Genomic DNA, 25,632 nt, shown 5'->3' on the forward strand with positions numbered 1-25,632 from the left:
CCGCTCAGGCCGTGGACCAGATCCGTGAGGAGGCGCAGGCCAAGGGCATCGCGCTGCGCGGGGTCCGCCAGCAGGCCTTCGTCCAGGGCAACGGCGTGCTGCTGGAACGCATCGCCCTGAACCTGGTGCAGAACGCGGTGCGCTACAACGTGCCCGAGGACGGTTGGGTGGAGGTGAGTACCGAGCCGCAGCCGGGGTGTGCGGTGCTGGTGGTCACCAACACCGGGCCGGTGGTCCCCGCCTATGAGGTGGAGAACCTCTTCGAGCCGTTCCGCCGGCTGCGCACCGAGCGCACCGGCAGCGACAAGGGCGTCGGCCTGGGCCTGTCCATCGTCCGCTCGGTGGTCCGCGCACACGACGGCACCATCACCGCCGAGCCCCGTGAGGGAGGTGGTCTCGTGATGCGGGTGGTGCTGCCGCTGTGAGGCCCTCGGCAAGGCGGCTGTGCGGCCGCTGGAGCCGTCCGGCACCGCCCTGACCAGCCACGGACCTTCGTAGGTACGATCGCCCGTCTCGCGGCCGTACATCAGGGAGGTCGGCCGGCGGGGTTCGGTTTGACGAATAGGGGGGCGGGGAGCGATCCTTCGCCACGTTCGCTTTGCGCGGAATTGGACCGGTCCACCAGCCGGTCGGCGCGTGTGTGATCGCTCACAGACGCGAATTTCCAGCCATCTACGCTCCGTGATCAAAAGCCCAGGTGGAATGCCGGGGAAGTCCGGGTTTCCCGGGCCCCGGATCACGGGAAGTAGAGGTGATGGGCTGCGCGAGGTGCGACATTCGGACCGTGTACGGTCCTGATCGCCATCCAAACCGATCACCTCTTCAGGGGTGCGGTTGGGTGTCGATTGAGTAACAGACCTTGATGTGAGGCAAAATCTCCGCCTCAGGTCGGGCACAAGTCCGGCCTCTCACGCGTTACGAGCGCTGAGACACCGCAGACACCCAGAGGGGGAGAGCGAAAATGGCTACGGATTACGACACTCCACGCAAGACCGACGACGACCTCAACGAGGACAGCATCGAGGAGCTGAAGTCGCGGCGGAACGACAAGTCCGCCTCGGCCGTCGACGTCGACGAGTTCGAGCAGGCCGAGGGCCTGGAGCTCCCCGGCGCCGACCTGTCCAACGAAGAGCTCGCGGTGCGCGTGCTGCCCAAGCAGCAGGACGAGTTCACGTGCATGAGCTGCTTCCTGGTGCACCACCGCAGCCAGCTGGCCGCGGAGGACAAGAACGGCAACCCGATCTGCCGCGACTGCGCGGCCTGAGCCGGTCTACGCCGTGGCTGGCGTGAACCCGTTCCGCAAGCGTCACGAGGGCGGCCAAGGTCCGGCGGCCGGCGCACGATCACGCGACGAAACCGCGCCCGTGCCCGCCGACCCGACCGCCCTGGTCCGGCGCGGCCGGGTGCGGGCGACGATCGCCGCGATCGCCGACCGGATCATCGAGATCGCCCCGCGGATCCCGGTTCGCGACCTCGCCACTTTGCGCGCCCAGTTCCCCGGACTGACCCCCGAGGAACTCGCCGACAAGCTCGTCGCGGGCGCCTGTGCGGGGACCGCCACCGTCGGAGCGGGCGTGGGCGCGGCAGCCATGCTGCCCGTACCGCCCGCCATGCCGGCCGAGCTGGCCACCGAGATCATCGGCGTCGCCGTGATCGAGCTCAAGCTCATCGCCGAGCTGCACGAGGTCTACGGCCTGCGGCCGCCCGGGAACCTCCGCCAGCGCGCGATGGCCGCTCTGACGTCCTGGACGGAGGAGCGGGGCATCGACATCGCGAAACCGGCGTCGCTGAACGCCGCGCTCGGCGGGCAGATGAAGCGCGAACTGCGTCAGCAGATCATGAAGCGCACGCTGCGCAACCTCCCCAGCCTCACCCCGTTCATGGTGGGCGCCACCGTCGGCGGGGTCATGAACCGCCGCGACACCAGAAGAGTGGCGAAGAAGATCCGCAAGGACCTGCGGGCCAAGCAGGTGCCCTGGGACGCGCTGCCCGACGCCGTCCCCGCGTCCCCGCCGCCCGGACCGGTCCCGCTCCCGCCCGCCGACTGAAGCGGACCGCTGAAGGGGAACGGCGCCCCCGGCCCGATGAACCCGGCCTGCGCGTCAGGCGCGTACGGCCGTCAGGGCCGCCACCAGACGCTCCGGGTCCCGCGTCGACAGATAGGCGTACGGCGTCGGGTCGTCCGGGTCCGTGATCTCCACCCGCACCGCGGTCGGCACATAGCTGCGGAGCAGCATGAACGCCCGGGCATCGGCCTTGTGCGTCCGCCAGGCCAGCGCCTCCGCCGCGTCCAGCGCCCGGGCCTCGCCCAGCGCCGACGCCGGGATCTTCGCGTCACCGGCGATCAGCGCACCGCCCACCACCCGGATCCGCACCGACCCGTACGCGCTCACCGCCACGGCGGACAGCGCCGCCCCGCCGATCAGCCCGCCGAGCATCGGCAGCGTCCCCACCGGGAGCAGCATCAGGGCACAGGCGACGCCGATCAGTCCGGCGATCAGCCACCAGGACCGCGGCGCGGTGAGACGTTCTTCGTACGGCTGCATGGCTCCAGCTTGGCACGGCGGCGCGGGCCCCTTACCCACGCGGGTAGGGTCTGCACTCGTGAGTGGAACTGACGCAACGAAGCCGGGGCTGCCGGGGCGGCCGGGGCTGACGCCGCCGCCGGATGCCGTCGCTCCGGTCCGGCACGCCGAGGCGCCGGCGCCCGGCGAGCTCCTCGGCGCGCACTACGACCGCTGCTTCGGCTGTGGCACCGGCCAGCCGCACGGTCTGCACCTGGAGGCGCGGGCCGGCGAGGGCGTGAGCGTCCGGGCCGAGTTCACGGTCAAGGAGGCCCACCAGGGCGCCCCGGGCCTGGCCCACGGCGGAGTGCTGGCCACCGCCCTCGACGAGACGCTCGGCTCGCTGAACTGGCTGCTGCGGGTCATCGCGGTGACCGGCCGGCTGGAGACCGACTTCGTACGGCCGGTGCCGCTCGGCACGGTGCTGCACCTGGACGCGCGGGTCACCGCGGTGCACGGGCGGAAGATCTACTCGACGGCGGTGGGACGCATAGGCGGTCCGGACGGCCCGGTCGCGGTGCGCGCCGACGCCCTCTTCATCGAGGTGAAGGTCGACCACTTCATCGAGAACGGAAGGACCGAGGAGATCCAGGCGGCGATGGCCGACCCGGACCAGGTCAAGCGCGCGCGAGCCTTCGAGGTGAACCCGTGAGTGAGGTACGCAACCCCGTCGACGTACTGCTGCGGCGGCTCGACCCGGAGGTGCCCGTTCCGGCGTACGGGCATCCGGGCGACGCCGGCGTCGATCTGGTGACCACCGAGGCGGCCGAGCTGGCGCCGGGGGAGCGCACGGTGCTGCCCACCGGCGTGGCGATCGCGCTGCCCGACGGCTACGCGGCGTTCGTGCACCCGCGGTCCGGGCTCGCCGCGCGCTGCGGACTGGCGCTCGTGAATGCCCCGGGGACGGTGGATGCCGGGTACCGTGGAGAGATCAAGGTGATCGTGGTCAATCTGGACCCGCGGGAGACCGTGCGGTTCGAGAGGTTCGACCGGATCGCCCAACTTGTCGTCCAGCAGGTCGAGAAGGTGCGCTTCCACGAGGTGGCGGAACTTCCCGGCTCGGCGCGGGCCGAGGGGGGATTCGGTTCCACCGGCGGTCATGCGGCGGTGGGCGGCTCCACGGGCGGGAATGAATACGCAGCGGTCGGTGCCGACCGGGAAGGACAGTGACGTGTTCGGACGTCGCAAGAAAAACAAGACTCCTGAGGAGTCGGCAGCGGGGCTCGCCGACGAGACGGTGACGCGCGCGCCGGCCGAGGAGGTCAGCGACGAGGAGCAGAGCCGGGTCAATCTTCCGCCCGCGCCGCGCCCCGACGGGCCGTGGGACTCCTCCGAGGTCACCAACCCCGGCGAGGGCCGGGTCGACCTCGGCGGACTGTTCGTGCCCGGGGTCGAGGGCATGGAGCTGCGGGTGGAGGTCGCCGGTGACGCGATCGTCGCCGCGACGGTGGTGCTGCAGGACAGCGCCGTACAGCTGCAGGCGTTCGCCGCTCCCCGCAACGAGGGGATCTGGGGCGAGGTCCGCGAGGAGATCGCGGCCGGCATCACCCAGCAGGGCGGGGTCATCGACGAGGTCGAGGGCCCGCTGGGCTGGGAGCTGCGCGCCCAGGTGCCGGTACAGCTGCCGGACGGCACGAACGGCGTGCAGGTCGTGCGCTTCGTCGGCGTGGACGGCCCCCGGTGGTTCCTGCGCGGCGTGATCTCCGGCCAGGGCGCGGTGCAGCCGCAGGCCGCGGGCGTGCTGGAGCACATCTTCCGGGACACCGTCATCGTCCGCGGCGAGGGCCCCATGGCGCCGCGCGACCCGATCGTCCTGAAGCTGCCGGACGACGCCCAGATGGTGCCGGACGGCGTGCAGCAGGAGCCGGCCGAGCAGTCCCGCTTCGGCGGCGGCGTGGAGCGTCTGGAGCGCGGACCGGAGATCACGGAGATCCGCTGACACCCGGTCCGGCCGGCCGGGCCCGCAAGGGCGCCAGGACCGGCCGGAACCCGACGGTCATACGGGCCCGCACCCCCTTGGAGGGGTGCGGGCCCGCCGTGTTTGTGCAGGTCAGGCCGAGCGGCGTAGGGAATCCGTCAAGGGGGCGCCAATGGCCGTAAGGGAGGCGTCAACGCCGGTCAGGAACAGTCATGCGGACGGTTTGCTCTAGGGGTCCGAACTCCCCGTCCCTCTAGGAGCACCCGATGGCCGACGTGGCCTTCGTCCTCGTCACGATCGCGGTCTTCGCGCTGGTGGCCCTCGTCGCCAGGGGGGTGGCGAAGCTGTGACCGTCGAGAACGCGGTCGGCCTCATCGTCGCCGTCGCCCTGCTGGGATACCTCGTCCTCGCCCTCGTTTTCCCGGAGAGGTTCTGAGGTGATCACCGCTGCCTCCCCGGCGGGCCCGCTGAGCCCCGTCCTCGCCGGCGTGCTCCAGCTGACGGCGCTCATCGCGGCCCTCGCCCTGGCGTACCGCCCCCTCGGCGACCACATGGCCGCCGTCTACAGCTCCCCGCGGCACCTCCGCGTCGAGAAGGTCCTCTACCGCTGCATCGGCGCCGACCCGGACGCCCGGATGCGCTGGCCCGCCTACCTGCGCGGGGTGCTGGCCTTCTCCGCGGTCGGGGTGCTCTTCCTCTACCTCCTGCAGCGTCTCCAGAGCGGTCTGCCACTGTCCCTCGGGTTCGCGTCGATCAGCCCCGACCAGGCGTTCAACACCGCCGCGTCGTTCGTCACCAACACCAACTGGCAGTCCTACAGCGGCGAGCAGGCCATGGGCCACGTCGTGCAGACCGCCGGCCTCGCGGTGCAGAACTTCGTGTCCGCGGCCACCGGCATGGCCGTCGCGATCGCCCTGGTCCGCGGCTTCGCCCACGGCGTTCCTGGCCGGCGCACCGGCGGGCGCACCGGCGAACTCGGAAACTTCTGGGCCGACCTGGTCCGCGGCACCGTCCGCGTCCTCCTGCCGATCGCCGTCATCGGCGCCGTCGTCCTGGTCGCCTGCGGCGCCGTCCAGAACTTCTCCGGCATCCACGATGCCGGACAGCTCGTGCACGGACACGCCATGGGCGGGCACCGGCAGACCAACGGCGGTGCGGTCGCCTCCCAGGAGGTCATCAAGGAACTGGGCACCAACGGAGGCGGCTACTTCAACGCCAACTCCGCCCACCCCTTCGAGAACCCCACCGCCTTCACCAACCTCTTCGAGATCTTCCTGATCCTGGTCATCCCGTTCGCGCTGACCCGGACCTTCGGCACGCTCGTCGGCAACGTCAGGCAGGGGTACGCCCTCCTCGCCACCATGGGCGTCATCTGGCTCGGCTGCACCGCCCTGATGATGTGGACCGAGTTCGCGCACGGCGGCCCGGCCCTGCAGGCCGCGGGCGCCGCCATGGAGGGCAAGGAGACCCGCTTCGGCGTGGGCTCCTCGGCGATCTTCTCGGTCGCCACCACCCTCACCTCCACCGGCGCGGTCGACTCCTTCCACTCCTCCTTCACCGCCTTCGGCGGCGGCCTCCAACTGCTCGGCATGATGCTGGGCGAGATCGCCCCCGGCGGCGTCGGCTCCGGCCTCTACGGCATGCTGATCATGGCCGTCATCGCGGTGTTCATCGCCGGCCTGATGGTGGGCCGCACACCCGAGTACCTCGGCAAGAAGATCGGCACCCGCGAGATCAAGCTCGCCGCCTGCTACCTCCTCGTCACCCCGACGCTGGTCCTCGGCTTCACCGCCGCCTCGATGGTGCTGCCCGACGCACTGGGCTCGATGCTCAACACCAAGGCCCTGGGCGCCGGTTCGCACGGCTTCTCCGAGGTCCTGTACGCCTTCACCTCCGGCGCCAACAACAACGGCTCCGCCTTCGCCGGCCTCAACGCCGACACCCCCTGGTACAACACCACGATCGGGCTGGCCATGCTGCTCGGCCGCTTCCTGCCGATGGTGTTCGTCCTCGCGCTGGCCGGCTCGCTCGCCGAGCAGCAGCCGATCCCGGAGACCGCCGGAACCCTGCGCACAGAGAAGCCGCTCTTCGCCGGGCTGCTCGTCGGCACCATCCTGATCATCACCGGTCTGACCTACTTCCCGGCGCTGGCACTCGGCCCGCTGGCGGAGGGCCTGTCATGACCGCCCCCGCCAAACCTGAGGAGCCCGGCTCCATGACCACCACCCCGACCGCCACGCCGACCCGCGCCCCGCACCAGGACGCCCCCAGCGGGCACCGGCCCGGCGACGGCCGCGTCGGCGGCGGCCTCTTCGATCCCCGGCAGCTGGTCAGGTCCCTGCCGGACGCGCTGCGCAAGCTCGACCCGCGGGTGATGGTCACGTCCCCCGTGATATTCGTGGTCGAGGTCGGCTCCGTCCTCACCACGGTCTTCGCCTGCCTGTCCCCCGGGGACTGGTTCGGCTGGGCGATCGCCGGCTGGCTGTGGCTGACCGTGATCTTCGCCAACCTGGCCGAGGCGGTCGCCGAGGGCCGCGGCAAGGCCCAGGCCGACACCCTGCGCAAGGCCAAGACCGACACCGTGGCGCGCCGGCTGAACGAAGGCATGGAGGAGCAGGTCCCCGGCACCGCACTGCGCATCGGCGACCTCGTCGTCTGCGAGGCCGGTGACATCATCCCCGGTGACGGCGACGTCGTCGAAGGCGTCGCGTCCGTCGACGAGTCCGCCATCACCGGCGAATCCGCCCCGGTCATCCGCGAGTCCGGCGGCGACCGTTCGGCCGTCACCGGCGGGACGAAGGTGCTCTCCGACCGCATCGTCATCAAGATCACCACAAGGCCCGGTGAGACCTTCATCGACCGGATGATCAACCTCGTCGAAGGCGCCGCACGGCAGAAGACCCCCAACGAGATCGCGCTCAACATCCTGCTCGCCTCGCTCACCATCGTCTTCCTGCTGGCCGTCGTCACCCTCCAGCCGTTCGCGCTCTACGCGGGCGCCGAACAGCCCGTGATCGTGCTGCTCGCGCTGCTGGTCTGCCTGATCCCGACGACCATCGGCGCCCTGCTCTCGGCCATCGGCATCGCCGGCATGGACCGGCTCGTCCAGCGCAACGTCCTGGCCATGTCGGGCCGGGCGGTCGAGGCCGCCGGTGACGTCTCGACGCTGCTGCTCGACAAGACCGGCACCATCACCCTCGGCAACCGCCAGGCCGCCGGGTTCGTCCCCGTACGCGGCACGACGGAGGCCGAGGTGGCGGACGCCGCGCAGCTCTCCTCGCTGGCCGACGAGACGCCCGAGGGCCGTTCGATCGTCGTGCTCGCCAAGGAGAAGTACGGCCTGCGCGAACGGCACCAGGGCGAGCTGGTGGACGCGGAATGGGTGCCGTTCACCGCGCAGACCCGGATGTCGGGCGTGGACGTCACCGAGGAGGGCCGCCACCGCAAGATCCGCAAGGGGGCGACCGGTTCCGTCATCGCCTGGGTCGAGGAGCGCGGCGGCGAGGTCGCCGAGGACGCCCGGCAGCTCACCGACACCATCTCCCAGGCCGGCGGCACGCCGCTGCTGGTCGCCCTGGAGGACGAGCACGGGCCGCGCGTCCTGGGCGTCATCCACCTCAAGGACGTCGTCAAGGAGGGCATGCGCGAACGCTTCGCCGAACTGCGCAGGATGGGCATCAGGACCGTCATGATCACGGGCGACAACCCGCTGACGGCAAAGGCCATCGCCGACGAGGCCGGCGTGGACGACTTCCTCGCCGAGGCCACGCCCGAGGACAAGATGGCGCTCATCAAGCGCGAACAGGCCGGCGGCAAGCTCGTCGCGATGACCGGTGACGGCACCAACGACGCCCCGGCCCTGGCCCAGGCGGACGTCGGCGTGGCGATGAACACCGGTACGTCGGCCGCCAAGGAGGCCGGAAACATGGTCGACCTCGACTCCAACCCGACCAAGCTCATCGAAATCGTCGAGATCGGCAAACAGCTCCTGATCACCCGGGGCGCGCTGACCACCTTCTCGATCGCCAACGACGTCGCCAAGTACTTCGCCATCATCCCGGCGATGTTCGCGGTGGCCTACCCGGGCCTGGACAGCCTCAACATCATGCGGCTGTCCAGCCCCAACTCCGCCATCCTGTCGGCGATCATCTTCAACGCGCTGATCATCATCGCGCTGGTGCCACTCGCCCTCAAGGGAGTGCAGTACCGCCCGGTCAGCGCCGACCGGATGCTCCGCCGCAACCTGACCGTCTACGGCCTCGGCGGGCTGATCGCCCCCTTCCTCGGCATCAAACTCATCGACCTGCTCCTCTCCCTCATCCCCGGGCTGCACTGATGCGGAAAGCGTGGTAACCGCCATGAACAACTCGCTACGCAACACCGCCCGGTTGATCGGCGCCGGCCTGCGCGCCCTGCTCGTCCTGACCGTGGTGTGCGGCGTCATCTACCCGCTGGTGGTCACCGGCGTGGCCCAGGCGGCCTTCCCCGACCGGGCCAACGGCTCCGAGGTCCGCTCCCACGGCAGGGCCGTCGGCTCATTGCTCCTCGGCCAGCGCTACGACAAGGGCACCGACAAACACGGCAACCCCATCCCCGACCTGCGGTTCTTCCAGCCGCGCCCCTCCGCGGGCCTGGGCAGCAACCGGGCCAACGGCGTCAACACCCGGTACGACCTGCAGGTCTCCGGCGCCTCCAACCTGGGCGCCACCAACACCGACCTGATCCAGGCGGTCGAGGAACGCAAGAAGTGGGTCGCCGAGACCTACGGCGTCCCCGGGTCGAAGGTCCCCGCGGACGCCGTCACCTCGTCCGGCTCCGGGCTCGACCCGGACATCTCCCCGGCGTACGCGCAACTCCAGGCCGACCGCGTCGCCAAGGAGAACCACCTCCCGGCAACCACGGTGCACCATCTCGTCACCCGCCACACGGCCGGCCGCACCCTCGGCTTCCTCGGCGAACCGCGGGTGAACGTCCTGGAGCTGAACGTTGCACTGCGGGACCTGGCACGGGGGCAGGGCGAGAGGGGCTGAACGAGGACCCGAACTGACCCTCGGACCGGCCCAACTTCCCTTTCCCCGGGCCCGTCCGGGAGTTATCCACAGGCGTTGCCTGCCGAACTGCGGTGTCCGCATACTGACGCCATCGGCAGGCACCGCCGGGGGGCCGGCCGGCGCGTCGGTCCGATGCGGACCGACGCCGCAAGGGGAGTGGGGGAGCACACATGCACAACGGGGGAAGCACAGCCGGCACAGCGTCAGGAACAGTCGGCGCGGAGGCGGTCGGGTCCGCCCCGATGGTCGTCGTCGAGGACGTGTACCGCAGTTACGGCAGTGAGGGCAGCGAAGCCGGCGCCGTCCACGCGCTCCGCGGAGTCTCCTGCCGGGTCCCACGCGGCGAACTGGTCGCCCTGCGCGGCCGATCCGGGTCCGGCAAGACGACACTGCTCAACCTCATCGGCGGCTTGGACACCCCGGACTCGGGGCGGATCACCGTCGACGGCACCCCGCTCGCCGCACTCGATGAGATTGGGCTGCTCGCACTGCGCCGCGACCGCATCGGCTTCGTCTTCCAGTCGTTCGGGCTGATACCGATCCTGAGCGCCGCCGAGAACGTCGGAGTGCCCATGCGGCTCCGCAAGGTCCCGGCGCGTGAGCGAGAAGAACGGGTCGCGCTGCTGCTGTCCCTGGTAGGGCTCGCCGACCACGCCCGGCAGCGCCCGGGCGAACTCTCCGGCGGCCAGCAACAACGCGTCGCGATAGCCCGCGCCCTCGCCAACCGCCCCGCCCTGCTCATAGCCGACGAGCCCACCGGCCAACTCGACGCAGAAACGGGTCGGGAGGTGATGGAACTCCTCCGCGCCGTCGTCCGCAGCGAGGGCGTCACGGCCCTGGTCGCCACCCACGACAACACCCTCCTGGGCCTGGCCGACCGCGTCCTGACGCTGAACGACGGGTTGATCACGGAGCTGGACGCAAACGGCCAGGAGGGTGAGCGCAGTCAGACCGGCCCAGGGGCGACGCGGTGAACAGAGGCCGCGGCCGGCGGGCTCGGAGTGCCGCTGAAAACCGGGGCAGCAGGGCAGAGGGCAGCACGGGACCGACGTGGCGTCAGAGGAGAGCGATCGTGAAGAGTACGAAGGCGAGCACGATGACGGCCACGCGGGCGTAGTGGAAGCGGTCCCAACGGCCCACCTGTTGCTTCCAGTCGGCGGGTACGCCCTCCTTCGACCAGGTCGCGACGCGTGAGTTGATCGGCACGAGCAGCAGGATCGACATCACCACGCTCAGTACGAGCAACACGGTGCCCACGGCGATGAGCGAGGCGCCCCGGTCGCCCCATGTCAGTGCGGACCATGCCGCGCCGAGGACGACCGAGCCGATGTACCAGAACGGCATGACCCGGCCGAGGACGCGTGCCCCGTCGCTTCGGGCGTCGAGCCCGCCGTCGTTCGGGAGCCGGTCGAGGATCGGGTTGACGAACACCGCCACCGCGAATTCCACGCCCACCATCAGTCCGACCACGACGACCGTGATGACGGCCAGTGCGTTGTGCATGTCCCCTCCCAAGGGCTTGAAGTGCCAGCGGCCAGCGGCCGGCGACGAGCATCTGCCTGCGCATCCGCTATCTGCTAGCGGCGCTAGGTTCTGGTTCGATGCTAGAGGTGACGTTGCTCTGTTGTCTAGCGGTGCTAGCATCGGGGCATGTCGGTACGTGAACGCAAGGAACGCGAGCGGGCCAACCGCCACAAGCTGATCGTCTCCACGGCCCGCGAGCTGGCCGAGACGCACGGATGGGACGCCGTCACCACGCGCCGCCTCGCCGAGCAGATCGAGTACAGCCAGCCCGTGCTCTACAGCCACTTCCGGGGCAAGAAGGAGATCGTGGGAGCGGTCGCGCTGGAGGGGTTCGCCGAGTTGACGACCGCGCTGCGTGCCGTGGTGCCGGACGGGCCCGCCGACCGGGAGGCGGTGTCGGCGCTGGCCCGCGCCTACACCGACTTCGCCGCGCGCAATCCCGCCCTGTACGACGCGATGTTCAGCCTCGACAACGGCCTCCCGTTCGCCGACGAGGCCACGCCCGCGCCGCTGCGCGAGGCGTTCCAGGCCCTGCTGGACCCTCTCGTCGGCCATGCGCAGCCCGACGAACCCGGGCTGTTCGTCGAGACGTTCTGGGCCGCGCTGCACGGACTGGTCACCCTCACCCGCGCCGGACGCCTGCCCGCCGACCGGGTCCCCGACCGCCTCACCCTCCTGGTCGACCGCTTCGTTCCCCGGTAAGGGGGATACGGCTGGACCCGGCCGGGCAGCGGTTACCGGTTACCGGTTGTCTCTGGTCGGCCCCCGGCCCCGGCCACCAGTCACCCACCAGTCACCCACCGGTCACCCATCCCCGCCCGCTGGTGGTGCGTCAGCCTCGCCCCACGCGCCGCTACCAGACGTCGCCGTCGCGCCAGTCGCAGGTGAGGTCGGAGTCGAGGTCCAGCGTGGCGGCGGGGGTCGGCAGGACGTAGAGGCAGTCGTCCTCGTCGGGGGTGCGCCGGACGCCGGACGGGGTGAGGGTCCATGAGCGGCCGCGCCACTGCTGCCAGCCGCGGGCGGCGTAGAAGGCGGCGGCCTCGTCGGAGGCGCCGAGCGCGCCGAGGTCGTATCCGGCGCGGATCACTCGTTCCAGCGCGGCCATCATGGCTGCTCCGTGGCCGCGGCCGCGACGGTCCGCGCGTACGCCGACCCCCTCGACGTAACCGCAGCGCAGCGCCCGGCCGCCGTGCAGCAGCCGGCGCTGGATCACGGAGGCGTGGCCGATGAGTTCGCCGTCCTCGTAGGCCAGGGCGTGCAGACCGCCGAGGGCGTGGTCCCAGTCCTCCTCGGTCATATCGTCGAAGACGTCGTGGAGGAGGGCGTGCACCGCTCCGAGCGTTGCGGCGTCCAGATCGGCGGTGTGGGCGACCCGCACCGTTGGCATGCGGCCCGTCGTCAGATCTCCGCCGGGCGCGGGGCAGTGGCTGGTGCCGGTGCCGGTGCCGGTGCTGGGCTCGAATGCGGGCGCGGTGTCCGTCATGACGGCATCGTCGCAGTCGGTCGCGTCGTCCCGCGAGGTGTTTCCACGGCGCGGAGCGGGCGGGGGAGCGGAACGGAGGGGGAGTGGAACGGAGGGGGACCGCCGGGGAGGGCCACGGACCTCGGGAGGCGGCCGTCGTTGCCGCTGGTCGCAAGCCGCGGGCCGGAAGCGGAGGCCGTGGAGCGGCGAGCGGGAGCTCCGCGCCGGACCGGGTCGGAGCCCCGTATCAGAGTCGCGTCAAGACCGGGGGTGAAGTTGTCAACTGCGGCTTTTGTTCCCTTGTGGGGTCGGTAGGGTCGCAGCAGGCCAGCCCGGTGGGGGCGGCCTTCACGTAAGACAATGGGGCCATGGCACGCGGCAAGCTACGGATCTATCTCGGGGCGGCGCCCGGCGTCGGCAAGACCTACGCGATGCTGTCCGAGGCGCACCGGCGCGTGGAGCGGGGCACTGACATCGCGGTGGCGTTCGTCGAGCACCACGGGCGGCCCCGTACCGAGGTCATGCTGCACGGCCTGGAGCAGATCCAGCGCCGCGAGCTGACGTACCGCGGCTCGGTTTTCACCGAAATGGACGTGGACGCGGCGCTGGCCCGCAAGCCCGCCGTGGCCCTGGTCGACGAGTTGGCCCACACCAACGTGCCCGGTTCGCGCAACGCCAAGCGCTGGCAGGACATCGAGGAGCTGTTGGAAGCCGGCATCGATGTCATCTCGACGGTGAACATCCAGCACCTGGAGTCCCTCGGGGACGTCGTGGAGGCCATAACGGGCGTCCGGCAGCGCGAGACCGTACCGGACGAGGTGGTGCGGCGGGCCGATCAGATCGAGCTGGTCGACATGTCGCCACAGGCGATCCGGCGCCGGATGGCGCACGGCAACATCTACCAGCCCGACAAGGTGGACGCCGCCCTGTCGAACTACTTCCGGCCGGGCAACCTCACGGCGCTGCGCGAGCTGGCGCTCCTCTGGGTCGCCGACCGTGTCGACGAGTACCTCCAGGAGTACCGGGCGGAGCACTCGATCCGGTCGACCTGGCAGGCCCGCGAACGGATCGTGGTCGGCCTGACCGGGGGTCCCGAAGGCCGTACGCTCATCCGCCGTGCCGCCCGGATGGCGGCCAAGGGCTCGGGCAGCGAGGTGCTCGCCGTCTACATAGCCCGCAGCGACGGGCTGACCTCCGCCTCGCCCAAGGAACTCGCCGTCCAGCGGACGCTGGTGGAGGACCTCGGCGGGACCTTCCACCACGTCATCGGGGACGACATACCGAGTGCGCTGCTGGAGTTTGCGCGCGGGGTGAACGCCACGCAGATCGTGCTGGGGTCGAGCCGCCGCAAGACCTGGCAGTACGTCTTCGGCCCGGGCGTCGGGGCGACCGTCGCCCGCGAATCGGGGCCGGACCTCGACGTGCACATCGTCACCCACGAGGAGGTCGCCAAGGGCCGTGGGCTGCCGGTGGCGCGCGGTGCGCGGCTGGGACGGGCCCGGATCATCGCCGGCTGGCTGGTCGGCGTGGTGGGCCCGGCACTGCTCTCGCTGCTGCTGTCCGGCCTCGCCAACGGCCCCGGGCTGGCCAACGACGTCCTGCTGTTCCTCTTCCTGACCGTCGTGGCGGCGCTGCTCGGCGGGCAGCTGCCGGCGCTGGCGTCGGCCGCGGTCGGCTCGCTGCTGCTGAACTTCTACTTCACGCCACCGACCCACACCCTCACCATCAGCGACCCGCAGAACATCGTCGCCATCGCGATCTTCTTCGCGGTCGCGGTGTCGGTCGCCTCGGTGGTGGACCTCGCCGCCCGCCGCACCCACCAGGCGGCCCGGCTGCGCGCCGAGTCGGAGATCCTGTCCTTCCTCGCCGGCAGTGTGCTGCGCGGCGAGACGACGCTGAGCGCCCTGCTGGAGCGGGTGCGGGAGACCTTCGGCATGGACACCGTGGCGCTGCTGGAGCGGCGCAGCGACGTCGACCCGTGGACCTGCGCGGGCCGGGCCGGCGGCCCGGACAAGGGCGGGCCGCTGCTGCGCCCCGAGGACGCGGACGTCGACATGCCGGTGGGCGACCACATGGCGCTGGCGCTGACCGGGCGGGTGCTGCCCGCCGAGGACCGCCGGGTGCTGGCCGCCTTCGCCGCCCAGGCCGCCGTCGTGCTCGACCGGCAGCGGCTGGTCGGCGAGGCGGAACGGGCCCGGGAGCTGGCCGAGGGCAACCGCATCCGGACGGCGCTGCTGGCCGCGGTCAGCCACGACCTGCGGACACCGCTGGCGAGCATCAAGGCCTCGGTCACCTCCCTGCGCTCGGACGACGTGGCCTGGTCGCCCCAGGACGAGGCGGAGCTGCTGGCGGGCATCGAGGCGGGCGCGGACCGGCTGGACCACCTGGTCGGCAACCTCCTGGACATGTCCCGGCTGCAGACCGGCACGGTCACCCCGCTGATCCGCGAGATCGACCTCGACGAGGTCGTGCCGATGGCGCTGGGCGGCGTACCGGAGGGCAGCGTCACCCTGGACATCCCGGAGGAGCTGCCGATCGTCGCGGTCGACCCCGGGCTGCTGGAACGTTCGGTCGCCAATCTCGTCGAGAACGCCGTGAAGTACAGCCCGGACGGGGAGACGGTGCTGGTCGCGGCCAGCGCGCTCGGCGACCGGGTGGAGCTGCGGATCGCCGACCGCGGTCCGGGCGTGCCCGACAGCGCCAAGGACCGGATCTTCGAGCCGTTCCAGCGCTACGGCGACGTCCCGCGCGGCGCCGGCGTGGGGCTGGGGCTCGCCGTGGCCCGGGGCTTCGCGGAGGCGATGGGCGGCACGCTCGCCGCCGAGGACACGCCCGGAGGCGGTATGACGATGGTCCTCACGCTCCGGGCCGCGGGCGGCCGGCCGCCGGTCCGCCCCGACCTTCCGGCCCAGGTCACGACATGAACCGGACCCCACTACCCCTCCACATGACCCGCACCGACCCCGCCCCGCCGGGACACGACACCACACCACGAGGAGATCGCCAGTGAACCGGGTGCTTGTGGTCGATGACGAGCCGCAGATCGTCCGCGCCCTCGTGATCAACCTGAAGGCGCGCAAGTACGAGGTCGACGCCGCCCCCGACGGGGCCACCGCCCTCAAGCTCGCCGCCGCCCGCCACCCCGACGTCATCGTCCTGGACCTCGGCCTGCCCGACATGGACGGCGTCGAGGTGATCAAGGGGCTGCGGGGCTGGACCCGGGTGCCGATCCTGGTGCTCTCCGCCCGGCAGACCTCCGACGAGAAGGTGGAGGCGCTGGACGCGGGCGCGGACGACTACGTCACCAAGCCGTTCGGCATGGACGAGCTGCTGGCCCGGCTGCGGGCGGCGGTGCGCCGGGCCGAGCCGACCGGGCCGGCCGACACCGCCGTGGTCGTGGAGACCGAGGGCTTCACCGTCGACCTCGCCGCGAAGAAGGTCAACCGCGGCGGCCGGGACATCCGGCTGACGCCCACCGAATGGCACCTCCTGGAGGTCCTGGTCCGCAACGCCGGCCGGCTGGTCAGCCAGAAGCAGCTGCTCCAGGAGGTCTGGGGCCCGTCCTACGGCACCGAGACGAACTATCTGCGGGTCTACATGGCCCAGCTCCGCCGCAAGCTGGAGAGCGACCCCTCGCACCCGAAGCACTTCATCACCGAGCCGGGGATGGGGTACCGCTTCGAGCAGTGAGGCGGGTGGGGCGGCCGGGGGTCCGGGGGTTGGCCCCCGGGGGATGCGGCATCACCGAGCCGGGCATGGGGTACCGCTTCGAGCAGTGAGGCGGGCGGGGCGGACGAGGGCCGGGCGGTGCCCGCGGTGGGGACGCCCTGTGGACACCGTGATCCGCGGACCCGGGCACCGGTACGCTGGCTTTATGAGTGCTGGGACCCGATCCGAGAAGCCGGCCGGTCGCTTTCGCCGGATGCTCGACAGGCTGTCCTCCTCCGAGGAGGAGCTGCAGTCCGCCGAGTTGCAGCAGGACGCCGAGGACGCGGGGTGCACCCGCATCTGCGACTGCGACGACCGCCAGATAGTGAAGGTCACCGGCACCCTGCGGCATGTCACGCTGCGGCCGCGCGCCGGTGTGCCCGCGCTGGAGGCGGAGCTGTTCGACGGCTCCGCCGCGCTCGACGTGGTGTGGCTCGGCCGCCGCTCCATCGTCGGGATCGAGCCGGGCCGTAAGCTCATCGCCTCGGGCCGGATCTCGCTGAGTCACGGACGCCGGGTGCTCTTCAATCCGAAGTACGAACTCCGACCGCTCGGACAGGAGTAGCCGGTGACGTCTTACGACCGACCGACCACTGACCCGCACGCCGCCGCCGGCGCCACCCCCGGCACCGACCCCGCCGCCCCGGCCCCGCCGGACGACGGCGGGGGAGCCGGCCGGGAGGTGACCGAGGCGGCGCTGTTCGAGGCGTTCGGCGGGGTGCGGGGCCTGGTGGAGACGGTGCTCCCGGGCCTGCTGTTCGTGGCGATCTTCACGGTCAACAAGGACCTGCACGTCTCGGCGATCGCCGCGCTGGCCGTCTCGCTGGTGCTGGCGGCCGTCCGCCTGGTCCGCAAGGACACCGTCAAGCACGCCTTCGGCGGGGTCTTCGGTGTGGCCTTCGGCGTGGTCTTCGCGATGATGACCGGCAATGCCAAGGACTTCTACCTGCCCGGCATGCTCTACACCCTCGGCCTGGCCGTGGCCTACATGGTCACGACGCTCGCCGGAGTGCCGCTGATCGGCCTGATCCTGGGCCCGGTCTTCAAGGAGAACCTCTCCTGGCGCACCCGCAACCCCGGCCGGAAGAAGGCGTACGCCAAGGCCAGCTGGGCCTGGGGACTGATCCTCCTCGGCAAGTGCGCGATCCTCTTCCCGCTGTACTGGTGGGCGGACACCACCCAGCTCGGCTGGGTGCTGATCGCGCTGAAGATCCCGCCGTTCCTGCTCGCGGTCTATCTGACCTGGGTCTTCCTGGTGAAGGCGCCGCCGCCGATCGACGTCTTCGCCGAGATGGAGGCGGCCGAGCAGGCCGAGCAGGCGGAGAAGGAACGCAAAGAGGCACTGGCGAAGGACGGCGGCGGGGCGACGACCGGCCGCCATCGCCGCGAGTCCTAGCCGCGAGTCCTGGCCCGCGGCTCCGGCCGCATGCGACGAAGGGCGCTCCCGGAGATCTCCGGGAGCGCCCTTCGTCCGTGCTCAAGCCGTACGCCGGGTGCCGGCCGTACGACCGGGCCCGCTAGCCCGCCGCGTCCTCGCGCCGGACCGACAGCAGGTCCTCCAGCTGCTCCTCACGCGACTGGGCCGCGACGAACAGCAGCTCGTCGCCCGCCTCCAGGACGTCCTCCTTGTTGGGCGTGAGCACCCGCGTGCCGCGGATGATCGTGACCAGGGAGGTGTCCTCGGGCCATGCCACATCGCCGACCCGGGTGCCGGCCAGCGCGGCCTCCGGAGGCAGCGTCAGCTCGACGAGGTTGGCGTCGCCGTGGCTGAAGCGCAGCAGCCGGACCAGGTCGCCGACGCTGACCGCCTCCTCGACCAGGGCGGACATCAGACGCGGTGTGGAGACCGCGACGTCGACGCCCCAGGACTCGTTGAACAGCCACTCGTTCTTCGGGTTGTTGACCCGGGCGACCACCCGCGGCACGCCGTACTCGGTCTTGGCGAGCAGGGAGACGACGAGGTTGACCTTGTCGTCGCCGGTCGCCGCGATGACGACGTTGCAGCGCTGCAGCGCCGCCTCGTCCAGCGAGGTGATCTCGCAGGCGTCGGCCAGCAGCCACTCCGCGAGCGGCACCCGCTCGACCGAAATGGCGGTCGGCGCCTTGTCGATGAGCAGGATCTCGTGACCGTTTTCCAGGAGCTCGCCCGCGATGGAACGGCCCACCGCGCCCGCGCCCGCAATTGCGACCCTCATGCGTGCGCCTCCTCGGGACCCGTGGCGAATGCCGCCTCGACCTTCTCGACCTCGTCGGTGCGCATCATGACGTGCACCAGGTCGCCTTCCTGCAGCACCGTCTGGGAGGTCGGCAGCATCGACTCGCCCAGCCGGGTGAGGAAGGCGACGCGTACGCCGGTCTCCTCCTGCAGCTTGCTGATCTTGTGGCCGACCCAGGCCGGGGCGGTGTGCACCTCGGCGAGCTGGACGCCACCGCTGGGGTCCCGCCACAGCGGCTCGGCGCCCGACGGCAGCAGCCGGCGCAGCATCTGGTCGGCCGTCCAGCGGACGGTGGCGACCGTGGGGATGCCCAGCCGCTGGTAGACCTCGGCGCGGCGCGGGTCGTAGATCCGGGCCGCGACGTTCTCGACGCCGAACATCTCGCGGGCCACCCGGGCGGCGATGATGTTGGAGTTGTCACCGCTGGAGACGGCCGCGAAGGCGCCCGCCTCCTCGATACCGGCCTCCCGCAGGGTGTCCTGGTCGAAGCCGACGCCGGTCACCCGGCGGCCGCCGAAGGACGAGCCCAGGCGGCGGAAGGCGGTCGGGTCCTGGTCGACCACCGCGATGGTGTGGCCCTGGCTCTCCAGGGTCTGTGCGAGCGCGGATCCGACCCGCCCGCACCCCATGATGACGATGTGCATGCTGATTACCCCGTGCCCTGTACTAGCGCGCTGACCTGCACAAACACCCTGCTCACTACTTCCTTCTCCCAGTACCGGCGACACGAAGCCACAGCTCGCGATACGGACCGGGTGCGGCAACGGGCGCGCTGGTCGCACCGGTGGTCCGGTACAACCGTAGCCGCAAGAGTGGCTCCTGTAGGGGGCGCGGTAGGCAGCAGTCGGGGGCTCATCGGCCGGGCGGAGCGACGGCCTCCCGCGCCGGGCTGCGCCGCCCGCCGCCGGTAAGGCACGCTACGGGGTGTGCCCAACCTGCCTCTCCAGCCCCAACCGGGCTCTGCCGCCCCGCACATGGTGGTCTGCGGCGATGACGCGCTCGCCCACCGGCTCGCCACCGAGCTCCGGGAGGTCTACGGCGAACGGGTGACGCTGGTGACCCCCTCCGCCCGCGAGCCGCACCGGCCGCGAATCCCGCCGCCGGCCAGCCCGCTGGGCCGGGCCGGTGCGCTGCTCGGCCGGGTGTCGGCGGCGGTGACGCGCACCGCGCTGCCCGCGGAGCCGCCCGGCGAGGGCACCGAACCGCCGCCCGAGCCACTGCGGATCCTGGAGGCCGCGCAGCCGGACGACGCCGCGCTCATCGAGGCGGACATCGCCGGTGCGGAGGCGCTGGCCCTGGTCTACGACGACGACGAGCTCAACATCCACGCCGCGCTGCGGGCCCGCCGGCTCAATCCCCGGCTGCGGCTGGTCATCCGCCTCTACAACCGCAAGCTCGGCCAGCACCTGGAGGAGCTGCTCGATCAGGCCGCGGCGGTCGCCGCCCTGGGTGCCGGCGCGGACGGGTCCGCCGGGTACGTCGACGGTCCGGCCGGGGTCGATGCCTCGACGACCGTGCTGTCCGATGCGGACACCGTGGCGCCCGCGCTGGTCGCCACCGCGGTCGCCGGGACCAGCAAGGTCATCGAGGCGGACGGGCTGCTGCTGCGGGCCGTGGAACGTGCGCCGGTGCCGCCCGGCCGGTTAGCGGACCCGGAGCTGTGCACGCTGGCGGTGCTCCCCGCCTCCGCCGCCGACCCGGGAGCGGCCGGGGGCTCCGGCACCTTCACCGTCCCGCGTTCGCCCGCTTCCGCCAACTCCCTTGAGAGCGTGGCGAGTTCGGGCGGCATGGCGGACGAGGGGCCGGTGCTGCTGCCGGACGACGAGGCGGCCGAGGCCGCCACCGGCCGGGCCCGCATCGTCCTGGAGACCGTCTCCTACACGGGCACGGGCTCCTCCGCAGGCACGGGCTCCTCCGCGGGTACGGCCTCCTCCACGGGTACGGGTACGGGCGCGGGGCGGCCGGTGCGCCGGCGAGGGCTGCGCGGCCGCGGCGCCCCGCTCGCCTCGCTGTTCTCCCGGCGGCTGCGCTGGTCGCTGGCCGGCCTCGTCGGCGCGGTGCTGGCACTGGCCGTCGCCTCCTGGCTCACCACCGGCGAGGACCCGATGCACGCCACCTACCTCACGCTGCTCGACCTCTTCGCGATCAACGACCCGGCGCTCGGCGAGCCGCTGCCCCGCAAGATCCTCCAGCTGCTCTCCGGGCTGACCGGTCTGCTGCTGCTGCCGGTGCTGGTCGCCGCGGCGTTCGAGGGGCTGGGCACCTTCCGCAGCGCCTCGGCGCTGCGCCGGCCGCCGCGCGGTCTGTCGGGCCACGTGGTGCTGCTGGGCCTCGGCAAGGTCGGCACCCGGGTGCTGGCCCGGCTGCACGAGATGGGCATCCCCGTGGTGTGCATCGAGGCGGACCCGGAGGCGCGGGGGCTCGCACTGGCCCGGCGGCTGCGGGTGCCCACCGTCCTGGGGGACGTCACCCACGAAGGCGTCCTGGAGGCCGCGATGATCGGGCGGGCGTCCGGTCTGCTCGCGCTGACCAGCGAGGACACCACCAACCTGGAGGCCGCCCTCTACGCCCGCTCGGTCACCCCGCAGCTGCGGGTGACCCTCCGGCTGTTCGACGACCGCTTCGCCACCGCCGTCTACCGCACCCTGCGCGCCGCGCATCCCCGGGCGCTGACCCGCAGCCGCAGCGTCTCCTTCCTTGCCGCCCCCGCCTTTGCCGGCGCCATGATGGGACGGCAGATCCTGGGGGCGATCCCGGTCGAACGCCGGGTGGTGCTGGTCGCCCGGGTCGAGGTCCGCGGGCACGCCGCGCTGGAGGGCCGTACGGTCGGCGAGGTCCGCCGGCCGGGCCGGCTGCGGGTGCTGGCGGTCGACACCTCGGCCCCCGACGACCCGGACCCGGACGCCCCGGCCGCCGCACCGCCGCCGGCCGCCGAGCGCGCGCCGGCCCAGCTCGCCCACGAACTGGGCGACGGCTATGTCCTGCGGCCCCAGGACCGGGTGTTGCTGGTCGCCACCCGCCAGGGCCTGGGCGCCCTGCACTCCCGGCGGCCCCGGCCGTCCGGCACCGGACCGGCGGCCGCGGCACGCGCCGGGGGAGGGGTGAGCGGTTCGGCGTGACGACGGACAAGACGGAGCGTGGTGCAGGGCGGAGCGCTCCGTGACCGGCTTCGCCCCACGTGACGAAGGCCACGTACGCCCGCCGGCACCCCATGCCCGGCGGGCGTGCTGTGCGTACGACGTGCGGATCCTGTGCAGGCACGGGACTTGGGACCGCTCACGACCTGGGCCGGCGTGGCCCGTACCACGGCGGGTTGCTCCCCCGTGCGGGTGGCGGGTGGGCAGGGGGCTTGACTAAGCCTTAGCATCCTCTGCGTGTCCAAACTGACCGACGTGCCCAAACGGATCTTGATCGGGCGCGCACTGCGCAGCGACCGGCTCGGGGAGACCCTGCTCCCCAAGCGCATCGCACTCCCCGTCTTCGCCTCCGACCCGCTCTCCTCCGTGGCCTACGCGCCGGGCGAGGTGCTGCTCGTCCTGTCCGTCGCGGGAGTGTCGGCCTACCACTTCAGCCCCTGGATCGCGGTCGCGGTCGTGGTGCTGATGTTCACCGTCGTCGCGTCGTACCGGCAGAACGTGCACGCCTACCCGAGCGGTGGCGGTGACTACGAGGTCGCCACCACCAACCTCGGCGCCAAGGCCGGTCTCACCGTCGCCAGCGCCCTGCTCGTCGACTACGTGCTGACCGTCGCGGTGTCCATCTCCTCCGGAATCGAGAACCTGGGCTCCGCGATCCCGTTCGTCGTCGAGCACAAAACGCTCTGCGCGATCGCCGTCATCGTCCTGCTGACCCTGATGAACCTGCGTGGGGTCAAGGAGTCCGGCAAGCTCTTCGCCATCCCGACGTACGTCTTCGTGGCCGGCGTCTTCATCATGATCGTCTGGGGCGTCATCCGCTCCGTGGTCATGGGCGACACGATGAAGGCCCCCACCGCCGACTACACCATCCACGCCGAACAGGGCGGTCTGGCCGGCTTCGCGCTGATCTTCCTGCTGCTGCGTGCCTTCTCCTCCGGCTGTGCCGCGCTGACCGGTGTCGAGGCGATCTCCAACGGCGTCCCGGCCTTCCGCAAGCCCAAGTCGAAGAACGCCGCCACGACGCTGGCCCTCATGGGCGGCCTGGCCGTGACCATGTTCTGCGGCATCATCGCGCTGGCCATGACGACGCGGGTCAGGATGGCCGAGAACCCGGCCACCGACCTGCTCAACCACGGCCGGCCGCTGGGCTCCGGATACACCCAGAACCCGGTGATCTCCCAGGTCGCCGAGGCCGTCTTCGGCAAGGGCAGCTTCCTCTTCGTCGTCCTGGCCGCCGCCACCGCGCTGGTCCTGTTCCTGGCCGCCAACACCGCCTACAACGGCTTCCCGCTGCTCGGCTCGATCCTGGCCCAGGACCGCTACCTGCCGCGCCAGCTGCACACCCGCGGTGACCGGCTGGCCTTCTCCAACGGCATCGTGCTGCTGGCCGGCGCCGCCGCGGTCCTCGTCTACCTCTACGGCGCGGACTCCACCCGCCTCATCCAGCTCTACATCGTCGGCGTCTTCGTCTCCTTCACGCTCAGCCAGACCGGCATGGTCCGCCACTGGAACCGCCACCTGCTCACCGAGAAGGACCCGGCCAAGCGCCACCGGATGCACCGCTCCCGCGCGATCAACGCCTTCGGTGCCTTCTTCACCGGGCTCGTCCTCGTCGTGGTCCTGCTGACGAAGTTCACCCACGGCGCCTGGGTGGCCCTGCTCGGCATGGTCATCTTCTTCGCCACCATGACCGCGATCCGCCGCCACTACGACCGGGTCGCCGACGAGATCGCCGCCGAGGACACCACCGACGAGGACGTCGCCCGCCCCTCCCGCGTGCACTCCCTCGTCCTGGTCTCCAAGGTGCACAAGCCCACCCTGCGCGCCCTGAACTACGCCAAGCTGATGCGCACGGACACCCTCGAAGCGGTCAGCGTGGACGTCGACCAGGCCGACACCAAGGCCCTGCGCGAGGAGTGGGAGCGCCGCGGCATCGAGGTGCCGCTCAAGGTCCTGGCCTCGCCCTACCGCGAGATCACCCGCCCGATCATCGACTACGTCAAGTCGCTCCGCCGGGAGAGCCCGCGCGACGCCGTCTCCGTCTACATCCCGGAGTACGTCGTCGGCCACTGGTACGAGCACCTCCTGCACAACCAGAGCGCCCTCCGCCTCAAGGGCCGCCTCCTCTTCACCCCCGGCGTCATGGTCACCTCCGTGCCCTGGCAGCTGGACTCCTCCGAGGCCGCCAAGCTGCGCGCCCGCAAGCGCGCCGAGTGGAACGCCCCGGGCGCGGTACGCCGCGGCCCGGTCGCCCAGCCGAAGAAGGAGAAGGCGGCGACCAAGAAGTAGCGGCCGGGCGTGCGACCGCGGGCCGGCGCACACCGGCCCGGGCGTGCGACCGGGCACACCGCACCGGGACGTAGACTTGACGGCTGGCCTCCCTCCGGAGGCCGGCCGTCGTCGCGTCGTACCACCATCTCAGGAGCCCACCCGCCATGCCGGAAGAACCCAAGAACCCGCTGGCCGGCGAGGAGAAGTCCCTGGCCGGTACGGACCGGCCGCCGGCCGCCGCCGCGAAGTCGCTGGTCGGTGCGGAGTACGAGGTCGAGATCGGCCCGGTCGCGCACGGCGGCCACTGCATCGCCCGTACCGAAGCGGGCCAGGTCCTCTTCGTCCGCCACACCCTCCCCGGCGAGCGCGTGATCGCCCGGGTCACCGAGGGCGAAGAAGGCGCACGCTTCCTCCGCGCCGACGCCGTACAGATCCTCCAGCCCTCCAAGGACCGCGTCGAGGCCCCCTGCCCCTTCTCCGGCCCGGGCCGCTGCGGCGGTTGCGACTGGCAGCACGCCAAGCCGGGCGCGCAGCGCCGCCTCAAGGGCGAGGTGGTGGCCGAGCAGCTGATGCGGCTGGCCGGACTGACTCCCGAGGCGGCCGGCTGGGACGGCACCGTCGAGCCCGCCCCCGGCGACAAGGTCGGCCCCGGCGAGGTCCCCGCCTGGCGCACCCGCGTCCAGTACGCCGTCGACGCCGAGGGCCGCGCCGGTCTGCGCAAGCACCGCTCGCACGACGTCGAGCCCGTCACCCACTGCCTGATCGCCGCACCCGGGGTGTCCGAACTCGGCGTGGAGAAGCGCGACTGGCCCCAGATCGCCACCGTCGAGGCGATCGCCGCCACCGGCTCCCACGACCGCCAGGTCATCCTCACCCCCCGCCCCGGCGGCCGCCTCCCGATCGTCGAACTCGACAAGCCCGTCTCCGTCCTGCGCATCGGCGAAAAGGACGAGCAGGTCCACCGCGTCCACGGCCGCCCCTTCGTCCGCGAACGCGCCGCCGGCCGCACCTGGCGCGTCGGCAACGGCGGCTTCTGGCAGGTCCACCCGAAGGCCGCCGACCTCCTCGTCGACGCCGTCATGCAGGGCCTGATGCCGAAGAAGGGCGACATGGCCCTCGACCTCTACTGCGGTGTCGGCCTGTTCGCCGGCGCCCTCGCCGAACGCGTCGGCGACAAGGGCGCGGTCCTCGGCATCGAATCCGGCAAGCGCGCCGTCGAGGACGCCCGCCACAACCTCGCCGACCTCGACCGCGTCCGCATCGAACACGGCAAGGTCGAGTCCGTCCTCCCCCGCACCGGCATCACCGACGTCGACCTCGTCGTCCTCGACCCACCCCGAGCCGGCGCCGGCAAATCCACCGTCCATCACCTCGCCTCCCTCACCCCCCGCCGCCTCGCCTACGTAGCCTGCGACCCGGCGGCCCTGGCCCGCGACCTGAAGTACTTCGCGGAGGTGGGGTATGTACCGCGGCGGATGCGGGCGTTTGATTTGTTTCCTATGACGCATCATGTGGAGTGTGTGGTAGTGCTGGAGAAGGCCGCTAAGGGCGCCTGACCTGCGGGTTCGGGTGATGTGTGTGATGTGCGCCGCGGGCGTTACGGGCGATATCTTGACCCTGAAATGACGCGCGGCGAGGCATCTTGACGCTCATTTGACGCTCGCCCTGATGGGCCATCAGGCCCATTGCGCCGCTGGTCAGACAGTCTCCTGGCTGCGCGGGTGTGGCACGTTGCCGTGTGCCGACGGGGGCACTTCGTGTCGCGGTCGGCCTCTCTGGGG

At 71.7% G+C, this 25,632-nt stretch carries 24 protein-coding genes; 19 read left to right on the forward strand and 5 right to left on the reverse strand.

The window, feature by feature from the left end; all coding sequences use genetic code 11:
• The 3 genes from ACZ7MX_RS25075 to ACZ7MX_RS25085 form a co-directional block, all read left to right on the forward strand.
• Positions 1 to 425 (forward strand): sensor histidine kinase (locus ACZ7MX_RS25075; RefSeq protein ID WP_472135484.1); only part of this gene is annotated, 425 nt, incomplete at its 5' end.
• A 536-nt stretch (positions 426 to 961) separates the two neighbouring features.
• Positions 962 to 1,264, forward strand: coding sequence for a DUF4193 domain-containing protein (locus ACZ7MX_RS25080; RefSeq protein ID WP_016575747.1), 303 nt, complete (start codon positions 962 to 964; stop codon positions 1,262 to 1,264).
• A gap of 13 nt (positions 1,265 to 1,277) precedes the next feature.
• A complete protein-coding gene (locus ACZ7MX_RS25085; protein WP_472135485.1) occupies positions 1,278 to 2,048 on the forward strand; it encodes a hypothetical protein in 771 nt (256 codons plus the stop codon).
• A gap of 54 nt (positions 2,049 to 2,102) precedes the next feature.
• On the opposite strand, the gene ACZ7MX_RS25090 is transcribed toward ACZ7MX_RS25085, so the two are convergent.
• On the reverse strand, positions 2,103 to 2,546 hold the full coding sequence (locus ACZ7MX_RS25090) for a DUF3093 domain-containing protein (protein WP_472135486.1): 444 nt from the start codon (positions 2,544 to 2,546) through the stop codon (positions 2,103 to 2,105).
• A gap of 58 nt (positions 2,547 to 2,604) precedes the next feature.
• On the opposite strand from ACZ7MX_RS25090, the gene ACZ7MX_RS25095 reads away from it, so the two are divergent.
• The 8 genes from ACZ7MX_RS25095 (at position 2,605) to ACZ7MX_RS25130 (ending at position 10,507) form a co-directional block, all read left to right on the forward strand.
• Positions 2,605 to 3,216 carry a PaaI family thioesterase gene (locus ACZ7MX_RS25095; RefSeq protein ID WP_472135487.1) on the forward strand — a complete coding sequence of 204 codons (612 nt, stop codon included), beginning with the start codon at positions 2,605 to 2,607 and terminating at the stop codon, positions 3,214 to 3,216.
• Positions 3,213 to 3,734, forward strand: coding sequence for a dUTP diphosphatase (gene dut / locus ACZ7MX_RS25100; protein WP_030808268.1), 522 nt, complete (start codon positions 3,213 to 3,215; stop codon positions 3,732 to 3,734). Before ACZ7MX_RS25095 ends, dut begins: the two co-directional genes overlap by 4 nt.
• Position 3,735: 1 nt before the next feature.
• A complete protein-coding gene (locus ACZ7MX_RS25105; protein ID WP_472135488.1) occupies positions 3,736 to 4,503 on the forward strand; it encodes a DUF3710 domain-containing protein in 768 nt (255 codons plus the stop codon).
• A 325-nt stretch (positions 4,504 to 4,828) separates the two neighbouring features.
• On the forward strand, positions 4,829 to 4,918 hold the full coding sequence (gene kdpF / locus ACZ7MX_RS25110; RefSeq protein ID WP_037807896.1) for a K(+)-transporting ATPase subunit F: 90 nt from the start codon (positions 4,829 to 4,831) through the stop codon (positions 4,916 to 4,918).
• Positions 4,919 to 4,949: 31 nt separating this feature from the next.
• On the forward strand, positions 4,950 to 6,665 hold the full coding sequence (gene kdpA, locus ACZ7MX_RS25115; protein WP_472135733.1) for a potassium-transporting ATPase subunit KdpA: 1,716 nt from the start codon (positions 4,950 to 4,952) through the stop codon (positions 6,663 to 6,665).
• A gap of 32 nt (positions 6,666 to 6,697) precedes the next feature.
• Positions 6,698 to 8,818 carry a potassium-transporting ATPase subunit KdpB gene (gene kdpB / locus ACZ7MX_RS25120; RefSeq protein WP_472135489.1) on the forward strand — a complete coding sequence of 707 codons (2,121 nt, stop codon included), beginning with the start codon at positions 6,698 to 6,700 and terminating at the stop codon, positions 8,816 to 8,818.
• Between the two features lie 22 nt (positions 8,819 to 8,840).
• Positions 8,841 to 9,512 carry a potassium-transporting ATPase subunit KdpC gene (kdpC, locus tag ACZ7MX_RS25125; protein ID WP_472135490.1) on the forward strand — a complete coding sequence of 224 codons (672 nt, stop codon included), beginning with the start codon at positions 8,841 to 8,843 and terminating at the stop codon, positions 9,510 to 9,512.
• Positions 9,513 to 9,703: 191 nt separating this feature from the next.
• Positions 9,704 to 10,507, forward strand: coding sequence for an ABC transporter ATP-binding protein (locus ACZ7MX_RS25130; RefSeq protein ID WP_472135491.1), 804 nt, complete (start codon positions 9,704 to 9,706; stop codon positions 10,505 to 10,507).
• A gap of 82 nt (positions 10,508 to 10,589) precedes the next feature.
• Here ACZ7MX_RS25130 and ACZ7MX_RS25135 read toward each other — a convergent pair whose 3' ends face one another.
• Positions 10,590 to 11,036, reverse strand: a complete 447-nt coding sequence (locus tag ACZ7MX_RS25135) for an anthrone oxygenase family protein (protein WP_472135492.1) — start codon at positions 11,034 to 11,036, stop codon at positions 10,590 to 10,592.
• 147 nt (positions 11,037 to 11,183) lie between these two features.
• On the opposite strand from ACZ7MX_RS25135, the gene ACZ7MX_RS25140 reads away from it, so the two are divergent.
• A complete protein-coding gene (locus ACZ7MX_RS25140) occupies positions 11,184 to 11,759 on the forward strand; it encodes a TetR/AcrR family transcriptional regulator (RefSeq protein ID WP_472135493.1) in 576 nt (191 codons plus the stop codon).
• 151 nt (positions 11,760 to 11,910) lie between these two features.
• Here the strand turns inward: ACZ7MX_RS25140 and ACZ7MX_RS25145 are convergent, their stop codons facing one another.
• On the reverse strand, positions 11,911 to 12,444 hold the full coding sequence (locus ACZ7MX_RS25145) for a GNAT family N-acetyltransferase (protein ID WP_472135734.1): 534 nt from the start codon (positions 12,442 to 12,444) through the stop codon (positions 11,911 to 11,913).
• A 443-nt stretch (positions 12,445 to 12,887) separates the two neighbouring features.
• Between ACZ7MX_RS25145 and ACZ7MX_RS25150 the strand changes: the two genes are divergently transcribed.
• From ACZ7MX_RS25150 to ACZ7MX_RS25165, 4 genes are all read left to right on the forward strand, one after another.
• On the forward strand, positions 12,888 to 15,443 hold the full coding sequence (locus tag ACZ7MX_RS25150) for a DUF4118 domain-containing protein (protein WP_472135494.1): 2,556 nt from the start codon (positions 12,888 to 12,890) through the stop codon (positions 15,441 to 15,443).
• Positions 15,444 to 15,525: 82 nt separating this feature from the next.
• On the forward strand, positions 15,526 to 16,209 hold the full coding sequence (locus tag ACZ7MX_RS25155; RefSeq protein WP_030808251.1) for a response regulator: 684 nt from the start codon (positions 15,526 to 15,528) through the stop codon (positions 16,207 to 16,209).
• Positions 16,210 to 16,393: 184 nt separating this feature from the next.
• The gene (locus tag ACZ7MX_RS25160) at positions 16,394 to 16,792 is read left to right on the forward strand and encodes an OB-fold nucleic acid binding domain-containing protein (protein WP_078872252.1); all 399 of its coding nucleotides are present in this window, start codon (positions 16,394 to 16,396) and stop codon (positions 16,790 to 16,792) included.
• Between the two features lie 3 nt (positions 16,793 to 16,795).
• Positions 16,796 to 17,623, forward strand: a complete 828-nt coding sequence (locus ACZ7MX_RS25165) for a DUF3159 domain-containing protein (protein WP_472135495.1) — start codon at positions 16,796 to 16,798, stop codon at positions 17,621 to 17,623.
• A gap of 121 nt (positions 17,624 to 17,744) precedes the next feature.
• On the opposite strand, the gene ACZ7MX_RS25170 is transcribed toward ACZ7MX_RS25165, so the two are convergent.
• Entirely contained in the window at positions 17,745 to 18,422 is a 678-nt protein-coding gene (locus ACZ7MX_RS25170) for a potassium channel family protein (RefSeq protein ID WP_030412323.1), read from the reverse strand.
• Positions 18,419 to 19,087, reverse strand: coding sequence for a potassium channel family protein (locus ACZ7MX_RS25175; protein ID WP_030412324.1), 669 nt, complete (start codon positions 19,085 to 19,087; stop codon positions 18,419 to 18,421). Before ACZ7MX_RS25175 ends, ACZ7MX_RS25170 begins: the two co-directional genes overlap by 4 nt.
• Before the next feature lie 330 nt (positions 19,088 to 19,417).
• Between ACZ7MX_RS25175 and ACZ7MX_RS25180 the strand changes: the two genes are divergently transcribed.
• The 3 genes from ACZ7MX_RS25180 (at position 19,418) to ACZ7MX_RS25190 (ending at position 25,407) form a co-directional block, all read left to right on the forward strand.
• Complete coding sequence (locus tag ACZ7MX_RS25180) at positions 19,418 to 21,562, forward strand: NAD-binding protein (protein ID WP_472135735.1); 2,145 nt, start codon at positions 19,418 to 19,420, stop codon at positions 21,560 to 21,562.
• Between the two features lie 255 nt (positions 21,563 to 21,817).
• The gene (locus ACZ7MX_RS25185; protein WP_472135496.1) at positions 21,818 to 23,869 is read left to right on the forward strand and encodes an APC family permease; all 2,052 of its coding nucleotides are present in this window, start codon (positions 21,818 to 21,820) and stop codon (positions 23,867 to 23,869) included.
• A 146-nt stretch (positions 23,870 to 24,015) separates the two neighbouring features.
• Positions 24,016 to 25,407, forward strand: coding sequence for a class I SAM-dependent RNA methyltransferase (locus ACZ7MX_RS25190; protein ID WP_472135497.1), 1,392 nt, complete (start codon positions 24,016 to 24,018; stop codon positions 25,405 to 25,407).
• Positions 25,408 to 25,632: the final 225 nt, after the last annotated feature.

It is taken from the genome of Streptomyces sp. NPDC107765 (assembly GCF_055657085.1).

Excerpts from the sequence above, each read along its gene's own strand:
- ACZ7MX_RS25080 (WP_016575747.1), top strand. The coding sequence starts at position 962 with ATGGCTACGGATTACGACACTCCACGCAAGACCGACGACGACCTCAAC.
- ACZ7MX_RS25090 (WP_472135486.1), bottom strand. The coding sequence starts at position 2,546 with ATGCAGCCGTACGAAGAACGTCTCACCGCGCCGCGGTCCTGGTGGCTG.
- kdpB (WP_472135489.1), top strand. The coding sequence starts at position 6,698 with ATGACCACCACCCCGACCGCCACGCCGACCCGCGCCCCGCACCAGGAC.
- kdpC (WP_472135490.1), top strand. The coding sequence starts at position 8,841 with ATGAACAACTCGCTACGCAACACCGCCCGGTTGATCGGCGCCGGCCTG.
- ACZ7MX_RS25130 (WP_472135491.1), top strand. The coding sequence starts at position 9,704 with ATGCACAACGGGGGAAGCACAGCCGGCACAGCGTCAGGAACAGTCGGC.
- ACZ7MX_RS25135 (WP_472135492.1), bottom strand. The coding sequence starts at position 11,036 with ATGCACAACGCACTGGCCGTCATCACGGTCGTCGTGGTCGGACTGATG.
- ACZ7MX_RS25140 (WP_472135493.1), top strand. The coding sequence starts at position 11,184 with ATGTCGGTACGTGAACGCAAGGAACGCGAGCGGGCCAACCGCCACAAG.
- ACZ7MX_RS25145 (WP_472135734.1), bottom strand. The coding sequence starts at position 12,444 with ATGCCAACGGTGCGGGTCGCCCACACCGCCGATCTGGACGCCGCAACG.
- ACZ7MX_RS25150 (WP_472135494.1), top strand. The coding sequence starts at position 12,888 with ATGGCACGCGGCAAGCTACGGATCTATCTCGGGGCGGCGCCCGGCGTC.
- ACZ7MX_RS25160 (WP_078872252.1), top strand. The coding sequence starts at position 16,394 with ATGAGTGCTGGGACCCGATCCGAGAAGCCGGCCGGTCGCTTTCGCCGG.
- ACZ7MX_RS25170 (WP_030412323.1), bottom strand. The coding sequence starts at position 18,422 with ATGAGGGTCGCAATTGCGGGCGCGGGCGCGGTGGGCCGTTCCATCGCG.
- ACZ7MX_RS25175 (WP_030412324.1), bottom strand. The coding sequence starts at position 19,087 with ATGCACATCGTCATCATGGGGTGCGGGCGGGTCGGATCCGCGCTCGCA.
- ACZ7MX_RS25180 (WP_472135735.1), top strand. The coding sequence starts at position 19,418 with ATGGTGGTCTGCGGCGATGACGCGCTCGCCCACCGGCTCGCCACCGAG.
- ACZ7MX_RS25190 (WP_472135497.1), top strand. The coding sequence starts at position 24,016 with ATGCCGGAAGAACCCAAGAACCCGCTGGCCGGCGAGGAGAAGTCCCTG.